Raw genomic sequence first — 18,517 nt, forward strand, 5'->3', positions numbered from 1 at the left:
CGGCGCTTCGCCAAAAGACTCCACGACAGGTTGTTCCTAATGCAGGTTCACCAGCGATAGCGCATGGTGCCGTAGACAGTGAGCTTCGCTCCGTAGTAACAGCCATCGGTCGCATAGCAGGAAGCTACGTAGGTGCGATTGCCGATGTTGCTGGCGTTGATCTGAAGGCGTGCCCCATGGAGCGGACCTGAGTCGCTGGAGAAGTCGTAGTGCAGCGCTCCGTCGAAGAGAGTGGCACCCGGCACTTTGAAGGAGTTCACGTTGTCGCCCCAGCTCCCACCTACGAAACGGCTGCCCGCGCTCACGCCGAGGCCATGGAGGAATGCGGATGGCAGGTTGTAGTCGGCCCAGAAAGAGGCGAGGTTGAGCGGAACGCCATACTGGTATTTACCTTGTGTCGATTCTGTCGTACCGTTGAGTGCGACGCCGGTGGTATTCGATCGGCTGTACTTCGAATCGGTATAGGCATACGAGGTGACGATGCTCACGCGGTGTGCGAGGGAAGAGTGTCCCTGCACTTCGAAGCCACGGGACCTAATCTCGCCGATGGGAATGGTGAAGTTTGGATTTGTCGGATCGGTCGTGCCGACGTTCTGCTGCGCCAGGTCGTAGACATCGGCCGTGATGAGCATGTTGGCATGTTCGGGCTGATACTTAACTCCGCCCTCATACTGCTTGCCGGTCGTGGGCGGCAGAGTGGTGCCAGTCGCTGTCAGGCCGATATCCGGCTGGAACGAGGTCGCGTAGCTGAAGTACGGTGCGAGACCGCGCCCAATCAGATAGACGGCACCGGTTCGGACGGTGAACTTATCGGCATCCTGTTTCGTGACCGTTCCGTTGCTCGTGTCGTTGTAGGAAAGCCAGTCCTGGCGTCCAGCAAAGGAGAGCCGCAGACGTCCCAACGCTGCCTGATCCTGGAAGTAGAGGCCGGTCTGGTTGACCAGCGTGCTTTCGGTGCCGCTGATCTCCGGCGTTGCAATCGGCAGGTAGTAGACCGGATGGAAGACATTGATGGGGGCAACATCCCCTGAGCCCCAGTTCCAACCTTCTTTGTAGTGTGTGTAGTTCACGCCAGCCAGAAACGTCTGACGAATCTTCCCCGTCTGCAGGGTCTTGACTACTCGTTGATCCGACAAGATCGAATTGAACGATACGTGTCGAATGAACGTGTACCGGTCCAGGGTGGCATTGCCCGCTTCAAACCCTTCAGGCCAGATCATCTTGGCGTAGTCGCGATTGCCAGTGAAGCGGAGGTTTTGCTCGATGCGCAAGTCGTGATCGAAGGTCCTTGTGAACGCATCGCCCACTTGGAGGAACGACTGCTTGGTCTTGTTGAAGTTCGGATCGCCGGGAAAGAAACCGACAGCGATCTTGCCGTTGGGATTTGGAAGTCCACTGCCAAGCGCAGGTATCGGAGCATAAGCTCCGACCTCGGGGTTATAGGTGTAGTTAGTCAAAAATGTCAGGCTGGTTTTCGCGTCGGGAACCCAGGTAAGAGCGGGTGCAATCGCGAGACGCTTCGGATGGATAAACCATGTCTGCGAGCCTTCCGTGAATCCAACTCCCGTCAGGCGATAGAGCAGATGAGGAGACAGCAGAGGACCGCTGAAGTCGAAATTGCCCTCGTATCGCCCATAAGTACCGAAGCCTAACTGGACCTCATGGAACGCCGAAGCCATGGGGCGCTTGCTCTCCACGTTGACGATGCCTGCTGGATTGCCCTGCCCGTAGAGTACCGACGATGGGCCTTCCAATACCTCGATGCGCTGATAGAAATAGGTGTCGAGCAGCGTGTTCCCGGAGGCGTCATCCGTCAGGCCGTCCTGGTAGACCGCGGGAGTAAAACCTCGCAACTGCAGGCTGCTCCCGCTCCAGAACGAGGAGCTATTTCCCTCCGATTCAGCAACGAGACCGGGGGCATAGCGGAGTGCTTCATTTAGGCTCTGTGGCGCCTGCGCGTCTATCTCATCGCGAGTGATGACGGAGATCGACTGTGGCGTTTCCAGCAAAGGTGTGTCGGTCTTTGTAGCCAACGTACTATCGTTTGCCACATACCCTGCCTCTGCCTGCACCGTGACCGTGTTGGCCGCGTTCTGTACCGTGAGGGTCACATCAGCAGTTGGAGAATTGGCGCTGGCCGTCAGATCCTTCGTATACACGGCAAAGCCGGCAGCCTCGACCTGCAACCGGTACGAACCTTCAGGAACGGTTAGGGTGAAGTGCCCCTGCCCGTCCGTCCGCGCCTGTTGCACCTGATTGCCGCACATCAAATGGACGGTAGCGGAGGTGATGCGGGCACCGGTGGAATCGGAGACTGTTCCGCTTACCGTTACCTTCGAAGAGCCAGGAGAAGAGGTACAAGACGGCGGCTGCGGAAGTTGCGCATAGCCAACGACTGCAAATGAAAGCACCAAAATCATCAAGAAAATACGCCAGCGAAGAAACATAGACACGCGCCTTTCGTTTTCCCGCAGGTGCGTGGCTGCTCTACACTGAGAGCAGTCGTCAGCCTTCGGGTTGTCGATCTCAAGACCCTCGCGGCGCTTCGCCAAAAAGACTGCTGCGGGGGTCTCCTAATTTTTCCGAGGGAACCCTCGGTTGTTCTGCATTGGAAGGTCAGGTCACACAGACTTGAACTCCGACTGATTTGGTCGTATATGTAGAGTAATACGGCGCATCCGACCTCAATCCGCCAATTCGGTCAATCTATGCGCCAAACAGGACAAAATGCAGAGAAGTACGGACCACGAGTTTTATCAACGCGTACCCCGGCCAGTTGGAGGCATGGCAAAGTCTTATCCGAGCGGGTATCCGGGCTACCTGCATAGTCATCCTCGCGCGCAATTGCTGTACGCAGAGTCGGGCACAATGAAGGTCAGGACAGAGCTCGGGTTCTGGATTATCCCACCGCATCGCGCGGTATGGTTTCCTCCGGAGTATCCTCATCAGACTGCGGCGCTCAGCCCTCTGGAAATGAGAACGCTCTACATCCGGTGTGACTCATGCCCTAAAGGGGCACCTGACGAACCGTGCGTCATTTCAGTTTCTCCCCTTCTTCGCGAGTTGGTGCGGCGCGCCACAGCGATGCCGATTGAGTACGACGAAGACGGTCGAGACGGCCAAGTGGTTCGCTTGCTTCTTCAGGAGATCGATTGGTCGCCGGCTCACGCCGTGGTGATGCCGACCTTGCGAGATGAGCGGCTGCTTGCCGTGGAGAAGGCTCTCGTATCCGATCCGGGCGACACTCGAACGCTGGAAGCATGGGCCTCGGTGGCGGCCGCTTCGCCGCGTACTTTGGCACGGCTCTTTCTGAAAGAGACTGGAATGTCGTTTCGCTGCTGGCGCGATCAGTTCCGTGCTTTGACCGCGCTTCCATATCTGGCGCAGGGAATGCAGATCACAAACCTGGCGTCGAAATTTGGATACGAGACAGCGGGCGCCTTCGCAGCCATGTTCAAACGCGTGATGGGCGTTACGCCAAGCCAGTATCTAGGAGGCAGCGAACTAACAAGCTGAGCGTTTGACGCTTCACTGCGGGTTTCTTGCAGAACAATCTCTGATTTGATTCGTTCGCTGTTTGAAAGCTGGACTTTAATATCCGACCGATTTAGTCTGCATTCAGAGCGAACTACCGTGGAGTCTTTTGGCGAAGCGTCACGGCAGTTTGGAGATCGACGATGCAGGCTGAGGTATGCCCACTGGGCTAACTCGGCAGTCTGCGTCTACAGGAGACGGCTGCATGAGCGTACGAAAGAAGTGGAAGATCCAGCGCGCGCTGGGTCTGGAATTGCCTGGCTTGGGCAAACCGGGCGCCCTCGAAAAGCGAAACTACCCACCCGGACAACACGGCAAGGCACGCAAGCCGAAGATTTCTCAGTTCGGTGCGCAGTTGCGAGAGAAGCAGAAGCTCCTCTTTCACTACGGCATTCGTGAGGAACAGCTCCGCCGGTTCGTCCGCAACGCGAAGAGTCGCCAGCCGAAGAACTGGATCGAGGCGCTGATAGGGCTTCTCGAACGGCGCCTCGACAATGTGGTGTTCCGCCTCGGATTCGCCCGCAGCATGGCGGCTGCGCGGCAGCTGGTTTCGCACGGCCATGTTCTCGTCGACGGCCGAAGAGAGACCATTGGCTCGATGGTCCTTGATCCGGGTGCCGCCGTACAACTCAGCGAGCGCGCCAATCAATGGGAGGCAACGCAGGCTGCACGCAAAGCGCCTCGGCTGCCCTTGCCATCCTTCTTGCAATTTGAGGAGAGCCCCGATGCGATGGAACGCGGCGTACTGCTCTCCGTTCCCGATTCGCGCCACATCCCCTTCGAGTTCAATACGAGCCAGGTTGCTGAGTATTACGCCAAGCGTGGCGTGTGATGCAGTCATAGCGAGCACAGGCAATCCGATGGGGAGTCTTTTGGCGAAGCGCCCCTGAAGGATTGGAGATCGACAACATAGGCGGCCCGCTTTGAGCGACCGCCGTAACCGTGAAAGGTCAGACGATGCGAAAAGCTGTCGTTTTTGTTCTACTTTTGCCATTTCTTGCGAACGCACAAAATGCCTCACAGCACATTGATGGTCACGTGTTCGATCCGCAAGGCGCCGCGATCCCCCATGCAACCGTGACACTCCGCAATGCGCTCAACGGAACAGCACAACAAACAGAAACGACCGACAGCGGAGAGTACAGGTTCAACGCCGTAGCTTCGGGCGAGTATGTCTTAACCGCCTCTGCGAAAGGCCTAGCGAGCGCGACTCGTTCCGTGCAGATCAAGTCCGGCCTGGAATCGCAATCTGCGGATATCGCCCTTGCCGTCGCAACAGTGGCACAGAATGTAACTGTTGTCTCCGCGTCCCGAGTCGACGAGCTTCAACAGGACTCCCCGCTGCCGATCGATGTCATCACACAACAGCGTATTCAGCGGACTGGGTTCGAGAGTGTGGCCGATGTTCTGAGCGAGTTGCCCGGCGTCGTCACAAGAAACAATGCTTCTTACTCCGGTTCGTCTCAGGAGCAGATCGACGGGATTGCTTCGCAGGATGTACTTGTGTTGCAGGATGGCCTTCCTCTCGTCGGAGCACGCGGCATCAACAGCGGCATTATCGATCTCGACCAGCAAAACATCGGGAGACTGGACAGAGTGGAGGTTGTTCGCGGCGCAGCCTCGTCCCTCTACGGAACCGACGCGATTGGCGGCGTTATCAACCTCATTACACACGAGGCGACACATCCCTTCGAGGGCGGATTACGCGTCTCGGGCGGAACGCTCGGCACCTTCGACGGCGATCTGGACCTCGGCACGCAATGGGAGAACCTCACCGCATTCACGGACCTCGAACTGCACCGCATCAACTCCTACACTTTAGTCCCTGGAGACGAGAGCACCATCGGAGCCAATAATCAGCGGTACGACGGCCTGGTCAAACTCCGCTATCGCTTCACCCCGCGAGCCTCCATCGGCTATACCGTCAACGCATACCACAACGACTCCGATGGCAAGAACACGGATATAACGGGCTCCGCAGCCTCCGGTTATGACTACGCGAAGAGCAGTGACAGCACTCAGACTCACGAACTGTTCGGCGATTTCCTGCCCTCTTCAAAGACCATCGTGCAAGCGCGCTTATACGAAGCGCGCTTCGACTCCAACTCGTCGCAGAATCCAATCAACGCGGACAACAGTCTGGGCGCACAGTTCGACTATGGCAATCTCTACGAGCGCTATCATCGTGCCGACGCGACCGTCTCGCAGCAGATGGGCTCATGGAACTTCCTCCAAGGTGGCGACGAATGGGTCCAGGATTCGTATCGCGGCCTGAACCGGATCGTGGGCAATGACAACGGTCAACAGATCACCATGAATGATGTGTGGTTGCAAGATCGCATCCAGCCGTGGAAGAAGCTGATTATCAATGTCGGCGGACGCTACAACCATCACTCTCTTTATGGCGGTCACGTGGTCCCGAAGGTCGGTCTTGTGTACAAGATCAACGACCACTGGACCGTTCGGAGTTCCTACGGCAAAGGTTTCCGTTCGCCAACGCTCGGCGAACTCTACTACCTTCTGCTGCACCCGGAGTATTACTACCAGGTGATTGGAAATCCAACATTGAAACCCGAGCACAGCGAAAGCTATTCCGTCGGCGCGGACTACCAGGTCAATCGCTACAGCGTGGGCGTCGCACTATATCGCAATAACCTGAACCACCTCATCAACTATGTCTATGGCGGCTTTCCGACAAGCGAAGCGGCTCTGGAAGCTCTGCTGGCGCAGTACGGCATTCCACTCTCTTTCGGCGCAGAGCCATTTCTGGCGACCTATCTCTATACCAACGTTGACCAGGCATATACGCAAGGCATCAATCTCAAAGGCAGTGTCCTGCTCAACCGTAGTCTGCGGGTCGATGGCTTCTACGCCTATCTCGATCCCTACGATGTCACCGATAAGCAAACGCTCACGGAGCGGAGCCGCAACTCTGGCTATGTGCGGACGGAGTACGTCTCCCAGCGTCTCGGGTTGGTTGCCAATATTCGCGGCAACTTCTTCGGCAAATGGCTGATCGACCCAAGCAGCGGGACGCACGAGCAGGCGTACGCTCTGTGGAACCTATATGCGTCGAAAGATATCCATCGCGGTCTCCAGGCATATGGCTCCATCGACAATCTTGCGAACAGCCGCGACAGCCTCCTTTCTCAAACTCCTCCAACGTATGACCGCACCGATTACGGAAGAACCTTACGCGTCGGTATGCGGTACACCTTCCCACACGAATAACGAACTTGGAGCCAAAGGAGTAGTCATGAGCGACCTCAACGCAACTCTGGCAGAACATACCGGGCTTGGCACCGTAAGACTTTGCGAGTGCAAGTCGATTCACCTGACCATCGGTCCCGTCACCATCAACATGGCCGTGGAAGCGTTCGCACAGACCGCAACGCTCATCAAGCAAGCCATGGAGACACTCGCCGTCATCGTTGCGGCTGGCGAACTCGATCAAGAACAGGCGCCGACTTTCAAACACAGCCGCAGCCCAATGATGCATTGAACGATAGGAGACACCATGAAGAAGTTCTTGCTCTATACCGCAGTCTGCCTTTTCACTCTCGGGGTGGCGCGTGCGCAAAGTCCCGCCGCAACACACGTAGATCATCCACAGTCCCATGTGGGAGTCCTATTGTTAGCCCATGGCGGCAGCGCTCAGGAATGGAACGAAGAGGTTCGCCATGTCGCGGATCAGGTGGACCTCAAGCTTCCAACGGAGGTTGCCTTCGGTATGGCAACCCGCTCCTCCATGCAGGCGGCGATCAATCGATTGGTGGCCCGCAAGGTCACTGAGATTGTGGCGGTGCCGCTCTTTGTCAGCTCACATAGTTCCGTGATCGACAGCATCGCCTATCTTCTCGGATCGCGTTCGCAAGAGCCGGAAGACCTGAAGATGTTTGCCTCGATGGATCACGGCGGCGGAATGATGGTGATGAATCACGGAGCAATGGAGAAAGACTCCGCGATGACATTGGAGGCGACGAAGCCGATATCCGCTTCTGTCCCGATCCGCATAGCGTCCGCGCTCGATCGCCATCGCATTGTCGCCGCGATACTGCGCGACCGAGCCGCATCGATTAGCCACGATCCCGCACATGAAGTTGTGGTCCTCGTCGCGCATGGCCCCGTCCCCGACGACGAGAACAAACTCTGGCTTGCGGATATGAGTGCCCTCGCAAACGAGATGGGTCAACAAAGCCATTACGCCGGTTTCGAATGTGTGACGCTACGCGACGATGCAGAGGAACCGGTGCGAAACGCTGCGACCGAACAACTCCGTCAGAAGGTTGAACAGATTAGCAAAACCGGGAACACGCCATTGGTCGTGCCGCTGTTGCTCTCCTATGGCGGCATCGAGGGCGGCTTACGCAAGCGGCTTGACGGCCTGAACTACAGGATGCCGTCGCAAGCGTTGTTGCCGGACAAACGCATCGTCGATTGGGTGATCGAGGCAGCCCAGATACCCGAAATCCAGTCCGCTCGAACACCGCAGTAGGAGATGCTCGCCATGTTGTCACGCACTGTTCCTCAACCAATCGGACGCGTCAGGCGAACTGCCTGGATCGCGGCTATCGCCGCAGCGATCGCGATCTTTGCCGTGTTAGCGTGGCGAGGCAACGTTTCTGTCGGGAACCCAAACCCACTTGCGCCGCAGACAAGCCAGTCGGCAGCCGTCTTCGATATTGCCGTGCTGGTTCTCCGCGAGGGGCTGGAATGCATTCTTGTACTCGCGGCCATCACCGCGGGTTTGACGGGGGACCGTCAGAGATACCGCAGTCCCATTGCGGCCGGCGCGGGGTTTGGCCTGTTGGCGACGCTGGTGACCTGGTGCGTTGCCGTGCGCATACTCGACGACATCAGTGGCAAAGTCTCGGCGCTCGAGCTTCAAGCGGCAACCGGACTTCTAGCCATTGTGGTCCTGCTGATCGTCATGAATTGGTTCTTTCACAAGATTTACTGGACGGGATGGATCTCCCTTCACAATCGGAGGAAGCGGGAGCTGTTAGAGGAACGCGATACGCACGACTCTGCGCGCAAACTGGTCTTTGGCATGGGTCTGCTCGGGTTCTCTTCGTTGTACCGGGAAGGCGTCGAAGTGGTTCTGTTCCTGCAAAGCTATCGGTTACGGCTCGGCAATGAGCCTGTGTATCTGGGTGTCCTGCTAGGCTCAATGTTCTCCGGGCTAGTGGCCGTACTCACCTTCGTCGCGCATCGCAAGCTGCCCTATCGCAAGATGCTCGTTTTCACCGGCGTGCTACTTGGATTGGTTCTCTTCGTCATGGTGGGAGAGCAGGCGCAAGAGATGCAGTTGGCCCACTGGCTGCGTACAACTCCTATTCGCTGGTTGACGGGACGAATCCCCGGATGGCTGAATTTGTGGTTCTCGATCTTTCCCACGATTGAGACGTTGGCCGCGCAAGCGATCGCCGTTGTCCTCGTGCTTGGATCGTATCTTTTCGCCCAACATCAACTGTTAGAGAACCCTAGCAAAACAGGGACACAATAGTCAGCTCAACCGTGATAGCGCTGTGCAATAGGGAGGTTCCAATGTCAGTTGTTCCCAAGTTTGTCACCGACACAATGGAGCGAATGTTCTTTCGATCTGCTGCCGTTTCCGCGGTGACTCATCTGAGCGGTCACTTCCGGCTCACTGAAATTGCTGGCGAGAGCCTAAAGCGAGAGAAATGGATCCCCGGTCAGAAGGTGCAGTTCCATATGGGTGGCCTGCAGACCCGAACCTACACACCGATCTCCTGGGACCCGGTGGAAGGAACGGCTGAGTTCATCATGTTTCTACACGGCAACGGTCCGGGATCCGAGTGGGCCGAATCGCTCAAGAAAGATACGCCATGTAGTCTCATGGGTCCTCGCAGCTCTCTCGATTTTGCGGAAGTTGCTGAAGACGCGATCTTCTTTGGAGACGAGACCTCCATCGCTGCCTCAGTGGCGCTTCATCGCAGCCGCCGGGAGACGCAGCAAGCCCGTTTTGTCTTCGAGGTCTCCTCTCTCGTCGAGTCAGCGGAAGCCATTCGGCGCATCGGGCTCCCAAATGCCAAGCTCGTCAAGAAAATTCCAGACTCTTCCCATCTTGCCGAAGTGGATCAGACCCTGATCGATGGCGCATCGGGCTTAGTAACGCCCAGATGGATCATGACCGGAAAAGCGCAGTCCATCCAAGCCCTCCGGGCAATGTTGCGCAACCGCCGCATGGACATGGCTCAGCTCAAGACCAAGGCATATTGGGCCGAAGGCAAGACTGGCTTGGATTGAAGCGCGCCTCGGTTCGCGGCAGCTAAAGAGAAGATGCAGTTCTCGAAGCGAATCGCTTCGACGTTAGAGCAGATACCGTAAGAGTCTTTTGGCGAAGCCTTGCGGTACCTGGGAGATCGAAACCTTCAAGTCGGCAGGCGAGAGCGAGCAATGTCGTTCGCCTGCAACTTCCATAGCCGGAGAAGTTGCATGACCATCCTCAGCGTCTTCCACATCGAGCCAGTGTTCCGTGCCATCTGTCGGTGGACCTCCTCCTGCTGGCGGTTGGATGGTTCGACGCGATCGCCCGAACACCCGCCTGAACTGACGCTTCTTTCCTACTATGCCCTCCGGCCGAAGGATCTTACCGAACTTCTTCGGCAAGCTTGGGCATTGGAGACAGTACGTCCGATCGAAAGCCTGATCAGCCTGTTGGAGCGCAGACTGGACAATGTCGTGTTTCGCATGGGCTTCGCAGGAAGCATTCCTGAGGCCAGAAAGCTGATCGCACGCGGGCACATTCTGGTCAATCGTTATCGCCCCAAGAACATCGGCATGAGTCTCTGGCCTGGAGACGTTGTTCATTTCGCCGTCACTCCATACGACCAGTGTTCGGTTTCTCATCATTTTCGCCCGAGGCCGCTCCCGTCCTACCTGCAGTATCTGAATCCATGCACCAGAGACCGGGGAATGATGCTCTCAGTTCCGAACCTCGGCCATTCTCCCTTATTGTCTTGCAGATCCCGTTTCAACCCTGCCTGCCCCGGCAGCGAACCGATTCCAGGAGGAATCCATGGATGATTCACGTATCCTTCTCGCCCACTCTCCACAAGGCGCCATCTTTGCCTGCCAATGCGGTGCAATTCACGTCACCGCCGGTGAACTCGCGTACTCCCTCTCTTTGGAGGAATTCGTCATCATGCTGGAACTTCATCATCAGGCCATCGATACTCTCGAACAGCACCTCGTGGCGGTCCGTGAGTTGTGCCGACACCCGAATCCGGTCTCAGACGACAACACGGCGATTCAATAGTGCTGAGGCATCATGGCGAAGAACCACATTCAGTTTTCTCACCGCTACCCTGCGGCGGCATGTTCATTTCAACAGACTCGCTTAGCTCGCCTCGCACGAGCGTTATCACTCGCATCGGAGAGCGCGCAACTCTCCCCGAGGAAGGAGAACTGCTTAACGCGGGAATCGGGAAACATGCCTCAAAAGAAAAATGGCCCGAAGCCTCGGGCCGTTTTTTGTAAAGATGGGCTCCTGGTTACGCTGCCGCAGCAGGAACAAAGCCATCACAACCGCTGATCGGTGTGACCTTCAGGTGCAAGGCTGCGTGCTTCGGATGACCGCATTCGTCGAGGACCTTGAGGTCCGCCTGATGGCTGCTCACGATGCTGATCAGTACGTCTGTCTTGTGCTGCTCCCCGAAGTGATTACAGAGACCGCATTGTCCGTTCTGAACTGTTTCCATATTGTTTCCTCCGTTGTCTGACTGTTACAGGAACCACGATAGGATGCCCTTTATTTTGTGTAAATTGCGACCAAATTAGGCTCAGATATTTGGGACTCGAACGGTCCCCGACTCTAACCGCTAGAAGCGACAAGGGCTTACGTCGTTGGGGCGGCGAAACCCGATAGAAATCGGGTTGCGCGTTCTATACATTTTGTCCTATTCGGCGTATTCATTGACCTGTTTTGTAACACCCGTCCGCAGGGCAGATCACTGGCGAGAAGCCGATTTGAACGAAGCCGCTTCGGTTCCATGAAACGGATTAGTCGTGTCCCGCCCAACGATCCGCTGACAAACAGCTACCGCGCAGTTGGTCTTCTCCCGGTCTGAGAGGACGGTCGTGTATCAAGACAAGCTTTCTGTCACTCAAATTAGATAAGAACTGGGGAGCGGAGTAATAATCCCGTAGCACTTGAGGCTCTCCGCCTCGTCCTGGGCCAACTTTGCCTCGATACTGCTCCACAGGCAGACGTTACGTTGGTTCAGCGAACTTTCTACCGAGAGGCTGCGGCACCTTCCTGGGCGTCGATGGCCTTGAGCATCGTTGCAACTTCCTTGACCTTGCCCGTGGCAACTACTGTCCAGACGTTGCGGTAGAAGCGCATCACGCAGCGCTGCCACTTCGCTTCGGGATAGAAGCCGCGAGGTTCTCGGCCAGACCAAGGCACTTGTCCGAGACGAACAGCTCAACGCCCTTCAGGCAACTCCGATTCGCGACCAGCACGAGACGTTCTCACCTCGCAGCCCCAACGCGGGTTCTGCTTTATTCAGCTACCAAATGCCTGAGCGAGGAACTTGAATTGCTTTCGGAGGTACCATTCGAAAGAATGGTCGTCTCCAGCTTGATGCCAGCGATCCCTGGCGGTTCTCCAAACCGTTACAGAGATAGCGGCGACGAGACGCAAGCCGTTTGCCTCATGCCGAGGGTATCGTTTTACTAGAGCTTCATAAATCAGCATTTCGACGTGGACGTAGGTCATCTGCTTGCGTGCTCGCAAACCTTCAGTCGACTGCATCAGGTTGTCGATCGCCAGCGAACTGGAATCGACACGCTCCCGGGCCATGTTTAGGAGGCATAGCTGGACAGCTTCAGCAGGCGATAAAGATGGGAACGCGGCTTAAATCGGGTGTGACGCCTGCCGGGGTCCAAGTTGCTTCGGGATCGCTCCAAGCTGCTGAAAAGCATCGAGCGTGTTCAGCTCGTCCCAATGCTCGACGAACTTGTCGTCTTCGAAGCGCCAGATATCGATGGAACGGATCGTGATCTCGGCGCCGGATGCGGGGATGCCGAGGAATGGTCCTGTGTGGCGAGCGCGATAGGTATAGCGGCCCACGACACGGTCGCCCGCGGTCAAGGCGTCTTCAACCGTAACCTTTGTGTCAGATAGGGTATCGAACCAGTGCCCCATGAGCTTGATCAGGCCGGCACGACCCGGCTCAGCAAAAGCGTTATGGTTCACGTAGTCTTCCGTGAACAGTTCCACGAAGTGGCCAGCGTTGTGGCTGTTCATGATGTCGGCAAACAGGTATGCCAAATCGACTGGGTTGCGCATAGAGTTTCCTCGGTTCCTTCGTAAGTTGGTGCTGGTGGACTGAACGTAAGGCCGCAGGAACGTCACGGCCCTCCTACAGAGAAAAACCATGATTCGTCTGGGCGGAGACGTTCCTTAGAAAACGTGGATCAGGAACAGACCGACAACAATCATCAGCGTGCAGGTAACGCCGTGAACGGAGATGGCTGTCGACTTTGGCCCACCTGAGAGCAGAACATTGCACATGTCGCCGAAAGCAATGAAAGACAAAGCCAGCAGGGCGATACCTACCGTACGGGGATCCGTGGTGAGCATCAGTGTCAGGACGACCAGTCCAGACCCGATGTCTCGAATTCCTTTGAGCCGAAGCCACGCACGGGTGTCAGGGTCGGGTGATGGCAGTTTCAGTCCGAAGCCTCCCATTACGCGTTCTGGCGACAGGATGTAGAAGGTGCCGATGATGGAGATGCCAACGGCCAGAAGACCAGCGATCGCGAGCGGGATAGTGATATGCATTGTGTTTACTCCTTTGATAAAATCTAGCAACGCTATAATAGATGTCGCGTGTTACGCCGGAGATTCAACCATCCTCTGAAAATGTTGTTCCGCCTCTGTCCGAAATGGATGATCCGTGGCGCACGGAAATATTACGAGTCGTTGAACCTAGGGAGGCCATCAGGAAAAAGAGCAGTGCTATTCTTTATATTGGTGGTAGACGACGTGACGACAAGTCGAATTGCGGAACGAAAAGAGCGTGACAAACAAGCCCGACGCGCGCAAATAATCAGCGCGGCACGACGGATTGCGGAGCTGGAGGGCTGGGCGAACGTCACGGTTCGCCGGCTATCCGAAGAAATTTCCTACAGCCAGCCCGTTCTGTATGCGCACTTCGGAAGCCGGGAAGGAATCCTCGCTGCGATTGCGGTCGAGGGATTCGGGGAATTGGGCATAGCGCTGGAGAAGGCACGGAAACGGGCCAAGGGCGGAAACGCGGTTGAGTCCATTGTTGCCGCCTACCTGCAATTTGCCGCAGCTTCGCCGGCCCTCTACGAAGTGATGTTTTTGCTCAACCTCAGTGTCCCATTCGGTGAGGCCGACACGCCCCCTGAGTTGCGGTTCGGCTTCGCCCAACTCTTGGAACTGTTTCAAGGCCAGAGCGCAAGGGCGGAGCTTGTAGCGGAATTGTTCTGGGCGAGCCTTCATGGCATCGCCGACCTCACAAGGACCAAGCGATTGCCACCCAGCCGCCAGAGGGAGCGCGTGAAGAAGCTCGTTGAGCTCTTTACATTTCCTGGCTGATACGCACAGGAAGTCTTCGGGAGGCCGACCAAAATGTGTTCGGCGGACCGCAATAACCCTGGGCCCTAGCAAGCAGTGCCGGAGAACCTCTCAGTACTCTCGGTTCACGGCGGTGTCGACTCGATGCGGTCGCGAGGTCCATCTATTTCCTCTGCTAGGTCGCATCGGCCTTACGGACATAGTGGCTTGGCGGCGCACCGATGGTTTTCTTGAAGGCCCTGCTGAACGACGCTTCCGATCCATAGCCGAAGCGAAAGGCTGCCTCGGCTATCGTGGCCTTGCCCCGGCTCAGCCAAAGCTTGGCTTGGGACATCCGGACGCGCCTGAGATAGTCGGCCGGCGTGCTTCCGGCAACCGCCACGAATTTGGCGGCAAACGATGCCCGGGACGCACCCATTACTTCAGCAAGGCTCTCAATCGTCCAATTGCGCTCTGGATGCTGATGCATCGCGACAAGAACACGGCCGATCTGCCGATCCCTAACGGCAGCGATCCAGCCTTCAGCCGAGTTGTGGCCGTACTCGACCCAAGAGCGGATAATTTGTGCCGCCAGCACGTCCGCCAGCCGCGAAACGATGCCTGCTCCTCCTACGCGGTTGGACGCCATCTCCCGGGCCAGCGCCTCGAGCAGATATCCGGTATCGGGTTCGTGCCGCATCAGTTCGTTGGCGCGAAGGATGTCGGGCATCAACGCGAACAAGGGATGTAGTCTGTCTAGATTGAAGCGCATCGAACCATTGAGCAACAAATGGCGTGCTTCGGACTGCTCGGCTCTCGGATCATATCTGGCGGTGCCTAGCGGTTCGCATCGCCACAGGGGAAACGGAGTCGACACCGCGTCGGGCGCACTCGCCAGTGCATGCGCATCCCCGCGTGGGATAAGGACGGCGTCGCCGGACAGAAGCTCCATCCACTCGCCGGTTGGTCGTTTCAACCAGCACCCCTTCCCTCCGATGAAGTGGAACATTGCGTCGCCCTTTGCCGGAAAGGCGAACGCCCATGCGCCCTCTAAGTGCCGTCGCCCATAATCAAGGCCATCCAGACGCAGGTCGCGGAGGATTTCGGTCAGACGATCGCCAGCACCATTTTCAGACGAATTGTCATGCATTACAGACTTCATAACATAGAAACGCCAACGCGAATAGCTATATTCAAAGCCGAGGCGCTCGCCGGGTGTCGTCGATCGAAGCTGGAGGATTTATGTCATTGGAAGAAGATGTGCGGTATCTGAAAGACCGCGCCGAAATTCATGAGCGAACCACCATGTACGCGCTGGGTCAGGACTTTCACCAACCTGGATGGGAGGATCAGGATTCTTACCAGCAATGGTCGGAGGTTTTCGCCGACGATGTCGAGTTCGACGTCAGCGATACGGGGCATATGGAGCCGGTCGGCCTGACCACTTATATCGAATTGATGCGCGGCAGGCGGCCGGATCAGCCGGGCATCGAGCAATATTTCAACCTCTGGGCGCACCTGGAACATCCGGTCAGGATCACGATCAACGGGGACGAGGCAAGCTCGATCGCGCTTCATATCCACATGCACGAGACCAAAGAGGGGGACGGCAATAGTTTTCTCGTCGGTTATTGGCTCGACCACTGGAAGCGCACGTCACGCGGATGGCGGATCGATCGGCGCCGCCTGAAACAGCTTTTCATCCATACGTTCCCGCTCATGGGCATGGAGAAGTCACTTCTCGGCCTGAAAAGCAGTTTCAGACCGGCCGAAGGGTTCGACCTTTCCTGACGGTATGGACGCCCGCTTCAAGGACACGTCCCGTTGGCCGGCAGTGGCCACGCATGGGGCGCTTCCGGTTATGCAAAGAGCCTGACGCTGCGAGGAACGACGGCAAGATGCGGAGGGGCCGGAGTTGATCCGGCCCCGGTTTATCGGTGTGCTCTTTCCTAGGTATTCAGACGCACCATCCAGCCGCGCGGATCTCTTCCTGCCCTGAGGGGTATGGGGAGATGGAGGCGGTTCTCGCTTCCATCTCCTCGTAATTACTCGTTATCGCCAAATAAGAACGTGGCTCGTACACGTGGTGAGGACGCTTCCGGTCGCTGACGATAGTCGATGTCTTCACACGGGAGTCGATGGCGATCGAAGTAGGACAGAGCTTGAAGGGGGACGATGTGGTCCGAACCTTGAACAGGCTGAGGCTCGAGCGTGGCATCCCAAGGTGCTGTTCCGCTACAACGGCAGCGAGTTCGCTAGTCAGGCGATGGACGTGTGGGCCCACAGCAACGGGGTCAAGATCGACTTCTCTCGTCCGGGTAAGCCTACGGACAACGCGTTCGTGGAGAGCGATTTTACGTCAGCCCATATCCAAGAAATGTGTCTCTGCCTACTTACCCTTTAGAAGGCCCAACTGAGCGAGGCTTGTACCGCTAGCGGTGATGGCTTCTTCATTTGACCTCGGGGTCCAGCCCAAAATGCGCTCGGCCTTCTCGTTCGACGCGTTCTTCTTGATGCCCAACTCTGGCGAGATTGCTTTCATGTCCGCGATAAAGAGAGCCAGAAAACGCACGATCCAGTCTGGTATCTCGCGGCTAGGAACACGCTTTGCCATCGAACCCATATTTTTCTTGAGAATTGTGCCGACATCGAGCAGCGAGATGAACTCTCCAGCTGTGACGAGGAAGCGTTCTCCGTTTGCAGCAGGGTTTGTCATTGCTCGGAGGTGCATGTCAGATACATCGCGAACATCCACCACTCCGAAGCTGATACGAGGACAGGCGGGAACTTCCCCATCAAGCAGTTTCTTCACGATGAGAATAGAAGTTGAGTAGTCAGGACCGAAGGTAGGACCGAATATGCCGACAGGATTGACCACGGATAGTTCGAGCTCACCGCCTTCGCGCGCGATAAAGTCCCACGCGGCACGCTCCGCAAGTGTCTTGGATTTCGCATAGGCGCTGACACCTGCACCGTCGACGTTTGTCCACATGGTCTCGTCGAACGGAGCCGTTTGCGGTTTATGGCCATATCCGATGGCGGCAAAGGAAGAGGTCTGAACAACTCTTTGCACACCTGCGTCGCGGGCGGCCCGGAGAACGCGAAGAGCGCCTTCACGCGCCGGAAGAATCAACTCGTCTTCGTGCTTCGGCACGGATGCTGGAAAGGGTGAGGCTACGTGCAGAACAAATCGACATCCGGCAACGGCTTCTGTCCATCCCTTGTCCTGCATCAGGTCGGCTTCAAAAAATGAGAGGGCTTCTTGGCGCGGAGTACCTGCGGCCTTCAGCATCGCGCGAATATCCGCTACACGCTTGAGCGAGCGCACCGTGGTGCGAACCGGATAGCCCGCACGGAGCAACTGATCGATGCAATGGATGGCAACAAAGCCCGAGCCGCCGGTGACGAGAACCGAATCGATTTTCATGAAGCAAGTCTACACTATAAACCGAACGTTCGCTCTAGTCGCTGTTCGCAACAAGCTTCCAGAGCTTATCGGCGATTTCCAATAGCAGAGATTCAGGGAGCTTCTTGCTCTGGCTGGCGAGGCGGTTAATGGTATTCAATGTTAATTCCTGAATGACTTCCGCAGGCCAATCATTCAATACGCCGCCCTTTGACCTGCCGGAGAACAGACGGGCGTAGGCCTTTACACGCACAGTTTCTTCACTGCTTCGTGTCTTGCAGTTGAAACCGGCATGCTCGTATTGCTCATAAAACCGCATCTCGCGCTGATGTTTCCGGTAGAAGTTGTAGGCGTTCAGACAGCCACGCAGGAACGTCTGGCGGGGCTCCTCTTCCGGGGAAAATCCAGCGAGCAGGGCTTCCAGCTTCAGGCCGCGAATGTGCTCGTAGAGCGCCTGGATGATCTCTTCCTTGCTGGAGAAGTGGTGATAGATAACACCGGCGCTGGCTCCGGAGCGCTGGGCGATCAAGGACATGGGAGCGTCATGGAAGCCACGCTCCACGACAATGTCGAGCATCGCCTCGAGTATGGCGTCACGCTTTGATGGTTTCGCCTTCATTGCCATTTTTCTATTGTTCCACGTCAGAGTCGCTGGAGCCCTGATGAGGGCAGTCGGAGTCACTGATTACGACGGCTATTGATTCTTTAATGCACCGGGCTGTGGATAGCGGTGATTTGCGCGGTATGTAAGCGGTATGGACATGCTGCGTGCCTTGGCAGGGCTGTGGGCTGTGGCCCCGTCGGACGATTGGGTGGCTAACGCGAGAAAAATGGCGGAACTTTGCTGCTAGGCGCGCGTCGGGTCTAAGCAGTGCAGCGCCGACGGAAACTGCCGGCCGACCAGCAGGAAAATGCACTCAAGGCGTGTTTTAAAGAGGTCTGAAACGGAGGACGAATCCGCTCGTGTGCGCGATCTTCTGTCAGCCGCAAACCGGAAGGCGTTTTATGAGGGACCTCCCCGAAAA

Annotated in this window: 19 protein-coding genes and 2 pseudogenes; 13 read left to right on the top strand and 8 right to left on the bottom strand. The window is 56.8% G+C overall.

Annotated features, from left to right (window positions below; all coding sequences use genetic code 11):
- Positions 1–47: 47 nt before the first annotated feature.
- Positions 48–2,411 (bottom strand): TonB-dependent siderophore receptor, encoded by a 2,364-nt coding sequence (locus tag AC5S27_RS00480; protein ID WP_493932655.1) that lies wholly within the window; start codon positions 2,409–2,411, stop codon positions 48–50.
- A 373-nt stretch (positions 2,412–2,784) separates the two neighbouring features.
- Between AC5S27_RS00480 and AC5S27_RS00485 the strand changes: the two are divergent.
- From AC5S27_RS00485 to AC5S27_RS00530, 10 genes and pseudogenes are all read left to right on the top strand, one after another.
- A pseudogene (locus tag AC5S27_RS00485) lies at positions 2,785–2,988 on the top strand (AraC family ligand binding domain-containing protein); the annotation flags it as partial.
- A 96-nt stretch (positions 2,989–3,084) separates the two neighbouring features.
- A complete protein-coding gene (locus tag AC5S27_RS00490; RefSeq protein WP_493937250.1) occupies positions 3,085–3,516 on the top strand; it encodes a helix-turn-helix domain-containing protein in 432 nt (143 codons plus the stop codon).
- Between the two features lie 223 nt (positions 3,517–3,739).
- On the top strand, positions 3,740–4,366 hold the full coding sequence (rpsD, locus tag AC5S27_RS00495) for a 30S ribosomal protein S4 (protein ID WP_493932656.1): 627 nt from the start codon (positions 3,740–3,742) through the stop codon (positions 4,364–4,366).
- A 206-nt stretch (positions 4,367–4,572) separates the two neighbouring features.
- Positions 4,573–6,765 carry a TonB-dependent receptor gene (locus AC5S27_RS00500; protein WP_493932657.1) on the top strand — a complete coding sequence of 731 codons (2,193 nt, stop codon included), beginning with the start codon at positions 4,573–4,575 and terminating at the stop codon, positions 6,763–6,765.
- Between the two features lie 25 nt (positions 6,766–6,790).
- On the top strand, positions 6,791–7,036 hold the full coding sequence (locus AC5S27_RS00505) for a hypothetical protein (protein WP_089408864.1): 246 nt from the start codon (positions 6,791–6,793) through the stop codon (positions 7,034–7,036).
- Between the two features lie 129 nt (positions 7,037–7,165).
- Entirely contained in the window at positions 7,166–8,029 is an 864-nt protein-coding gene (locus AC5S27_RS00510) for a sirohydrochlorin chelatase (protein ID WP_493932658.1), read from the top strand.
- Positions 8,030–8,041: 12 nt separating this feature from the next.
- Complete coding sequence (locus AC5S27_RS00515) at positions 8,042–9,040, top strand: FTR1 family iron permease (protein ID WP_493932659.1); 999 nt, start codon at positions 8,042–8,044, stop codon at positions 9,038–9,040.
- Positions 9,041–9,081: 41 nt separating this feature from the next.
- The gene (locus AC5S27_RS00520) at positions 9,082–9,804 is read left to right on the top strand and encodes a siderophore-interacting protein (RefSeq protein ID WP_089408866.1); all 723 of its coding nucleotides are present in this window, start codon (positions 9,082–9,084) and stop codon (positions 9,802–9,804) included.
- A 189-nt stretch (positions 9,805–9,993) separates the two neighbouring features.
- Entirely contained in the window at positions 9,994–10,584 is a 591-nt protein-coding gene (locus AC5S27_RS00525; protein ID WP_493932660.1) for a S4 domain-containing protein, read from the top strand.
- The gene (locus AC5S27_RS00530; protein WP_142988336.1) at positions 10,577–10,816 is read left to right on the top strand and encodes a hypothetical protein; all 240 of its coding nucleotides are present in this window, start codon (positions 10,577–10,579) and stop codon (positions 10,814–10,816) included. The genes AC5S27_RS00525 and AC5S27_RS00530 overlap by 8 nt, the downstream gene beginning before the upstream one ends.
- Before the next feature lie 235 nt (positions 10,817–11,051).
- Here AC5S27_RS00530 and AC5S27_RS00535 read toward each other — a convergent pair whose 3' ends face one another.
- From AC5S27_RS00535 to AC5S27_RS00550, 4 genes are all read right to left on the bottom strand, one after another.
- Entirely contained in the window at positions 11,052–11,258 is a 207-nt protein-coding gene (locus AC5S27_RS00535) for a hypothetical protein (protein ID WP_089408869.1), read from the bottom strand.
- A 533-nt stretch (positions 11,259–11,791) separates the two neighbouring features.
- A complete protein-coding gene (locus AC5S27_RS00540; RefSeq protein ID WP_281252338.1) occupies positions 11,792–11,965 on the bottom strand; it encodes a transposase in 174 nt (57 codons plus the stop codon).
- A gap of 450 nt (positions 11,966–12,415) precedes the next feature.
- Positions 12,416–12,850 carry an ester cyclase gene (locus AC5S27_RS00545; protein WP_089408871.1) on the bottom strand — a complete coding sequence of 145 codons (435 nt, stop codon included), beginning with the start codon at positions 12,848–12,850 and terminating at the stop codon, positions 12,416–12,418.
- Positions 12,851–12,964: 114 nt separating this feature from the next.
- Complete coding sequence (locus tag AC5S27_RS00550) at positions 12,965–13,345, bottom strand: DUF4267 domain-containing protein (protein WP_089408872.1); 381 nt, start codon at positions 13,343–13,345, stop codon at positions 12,965–12,967.
- Positions 13,346–13,453: 108 nt separating this feature from the next.
- On the opposite strand from AC5S27_RS00550, the gene AC5S27_RS00555 reads away from it, so the two are divergent.
- Entirely contained in the window at positions 13,454–14,128 is a 675-nt protein-coding gene (locus AC5S27_RS00555; RefSeq protein ID WP_493932661.1) for a TetR/AcrR family transcriptional regulator, read from the top strand.
- 154 nt (positions 14,129–14,282) lie between these two features.
- On the opposite strand, the gene AC5S27_RS00560 is transcribed toward AC5S27_RS00555, so the two are convergent.
- The gene (locus AC5S27_RS00560; protein ID WP_089408874.1) at positions 14,283–15,236 is read right to left on the bottom strand and encodes an AraC family transcriptional regulator; all 954 of its coding nucleotides are present in this window, start codon (positions 15,234–15,236) and stop codon (positions 14,283–14,285) included.
- A gap of 92 nt (positions 15,237–15,328) precedes the next feature.
- Here AC5S27_RS00560 and AC5S27_RS00565 point away from each other — a divergent pair, with 92 nt between their 5' ends.
- Positions 15,329–15,877, top strand: coding sequence for a nuclear transport factor 2 family protein (locus AC5S27_RS00565; RefSeq protein WP_089408875.1), 549 nt, complete (start codon positions 15,329–15,331; stop codon positions 15,875–15,877).
- A 302-nt stretch (positions 15,878–16,179) separates the two neighbouring features.
- A pseudogene (locus tag AC5S27_RS00570) lies at positions 16,180–16,436 on the top strand (DDE-type integrase/transposase/recombinase); the annotation flags it as partial.
- Positions 16,437–16,475: 39 nt separating this feature from the next.
- Here AC5S27_RS00570 and AC5S27_RS00575 read toward each other — a convergent pair.
- Both AC5S27_RS00575 and AC5S27_RS00580 read right to left on the bottom strand, forming a co-directional pair.
- Positions 16,476–17,513, bottom strand: coding sequence for an SDR family oxidoreductase (locus AC5S27_RS00575; RefSeq protein ID WP_089408877.1), 1,038 nt, complete (start codon positions 17,511–17,513; stop codon positions 16,476–16,478).
- Positions 17,514–17,547: 34 nt separating this feature from the next.
- Entirely contained in the window at positions 17,548–18,111 is a 564-nt protein-coding gene (locus AC5S27_RS00580; protein WP_493932662.1) for a TetR/AcrR family transcriptional regulator, read from the bottom strand.
- Between the last annotated feature and the right edge of the window lie 406 nt (positions 18,112–18,517).

The organism is Acidicapsa borealis (genome assembly GCF_059115245.1).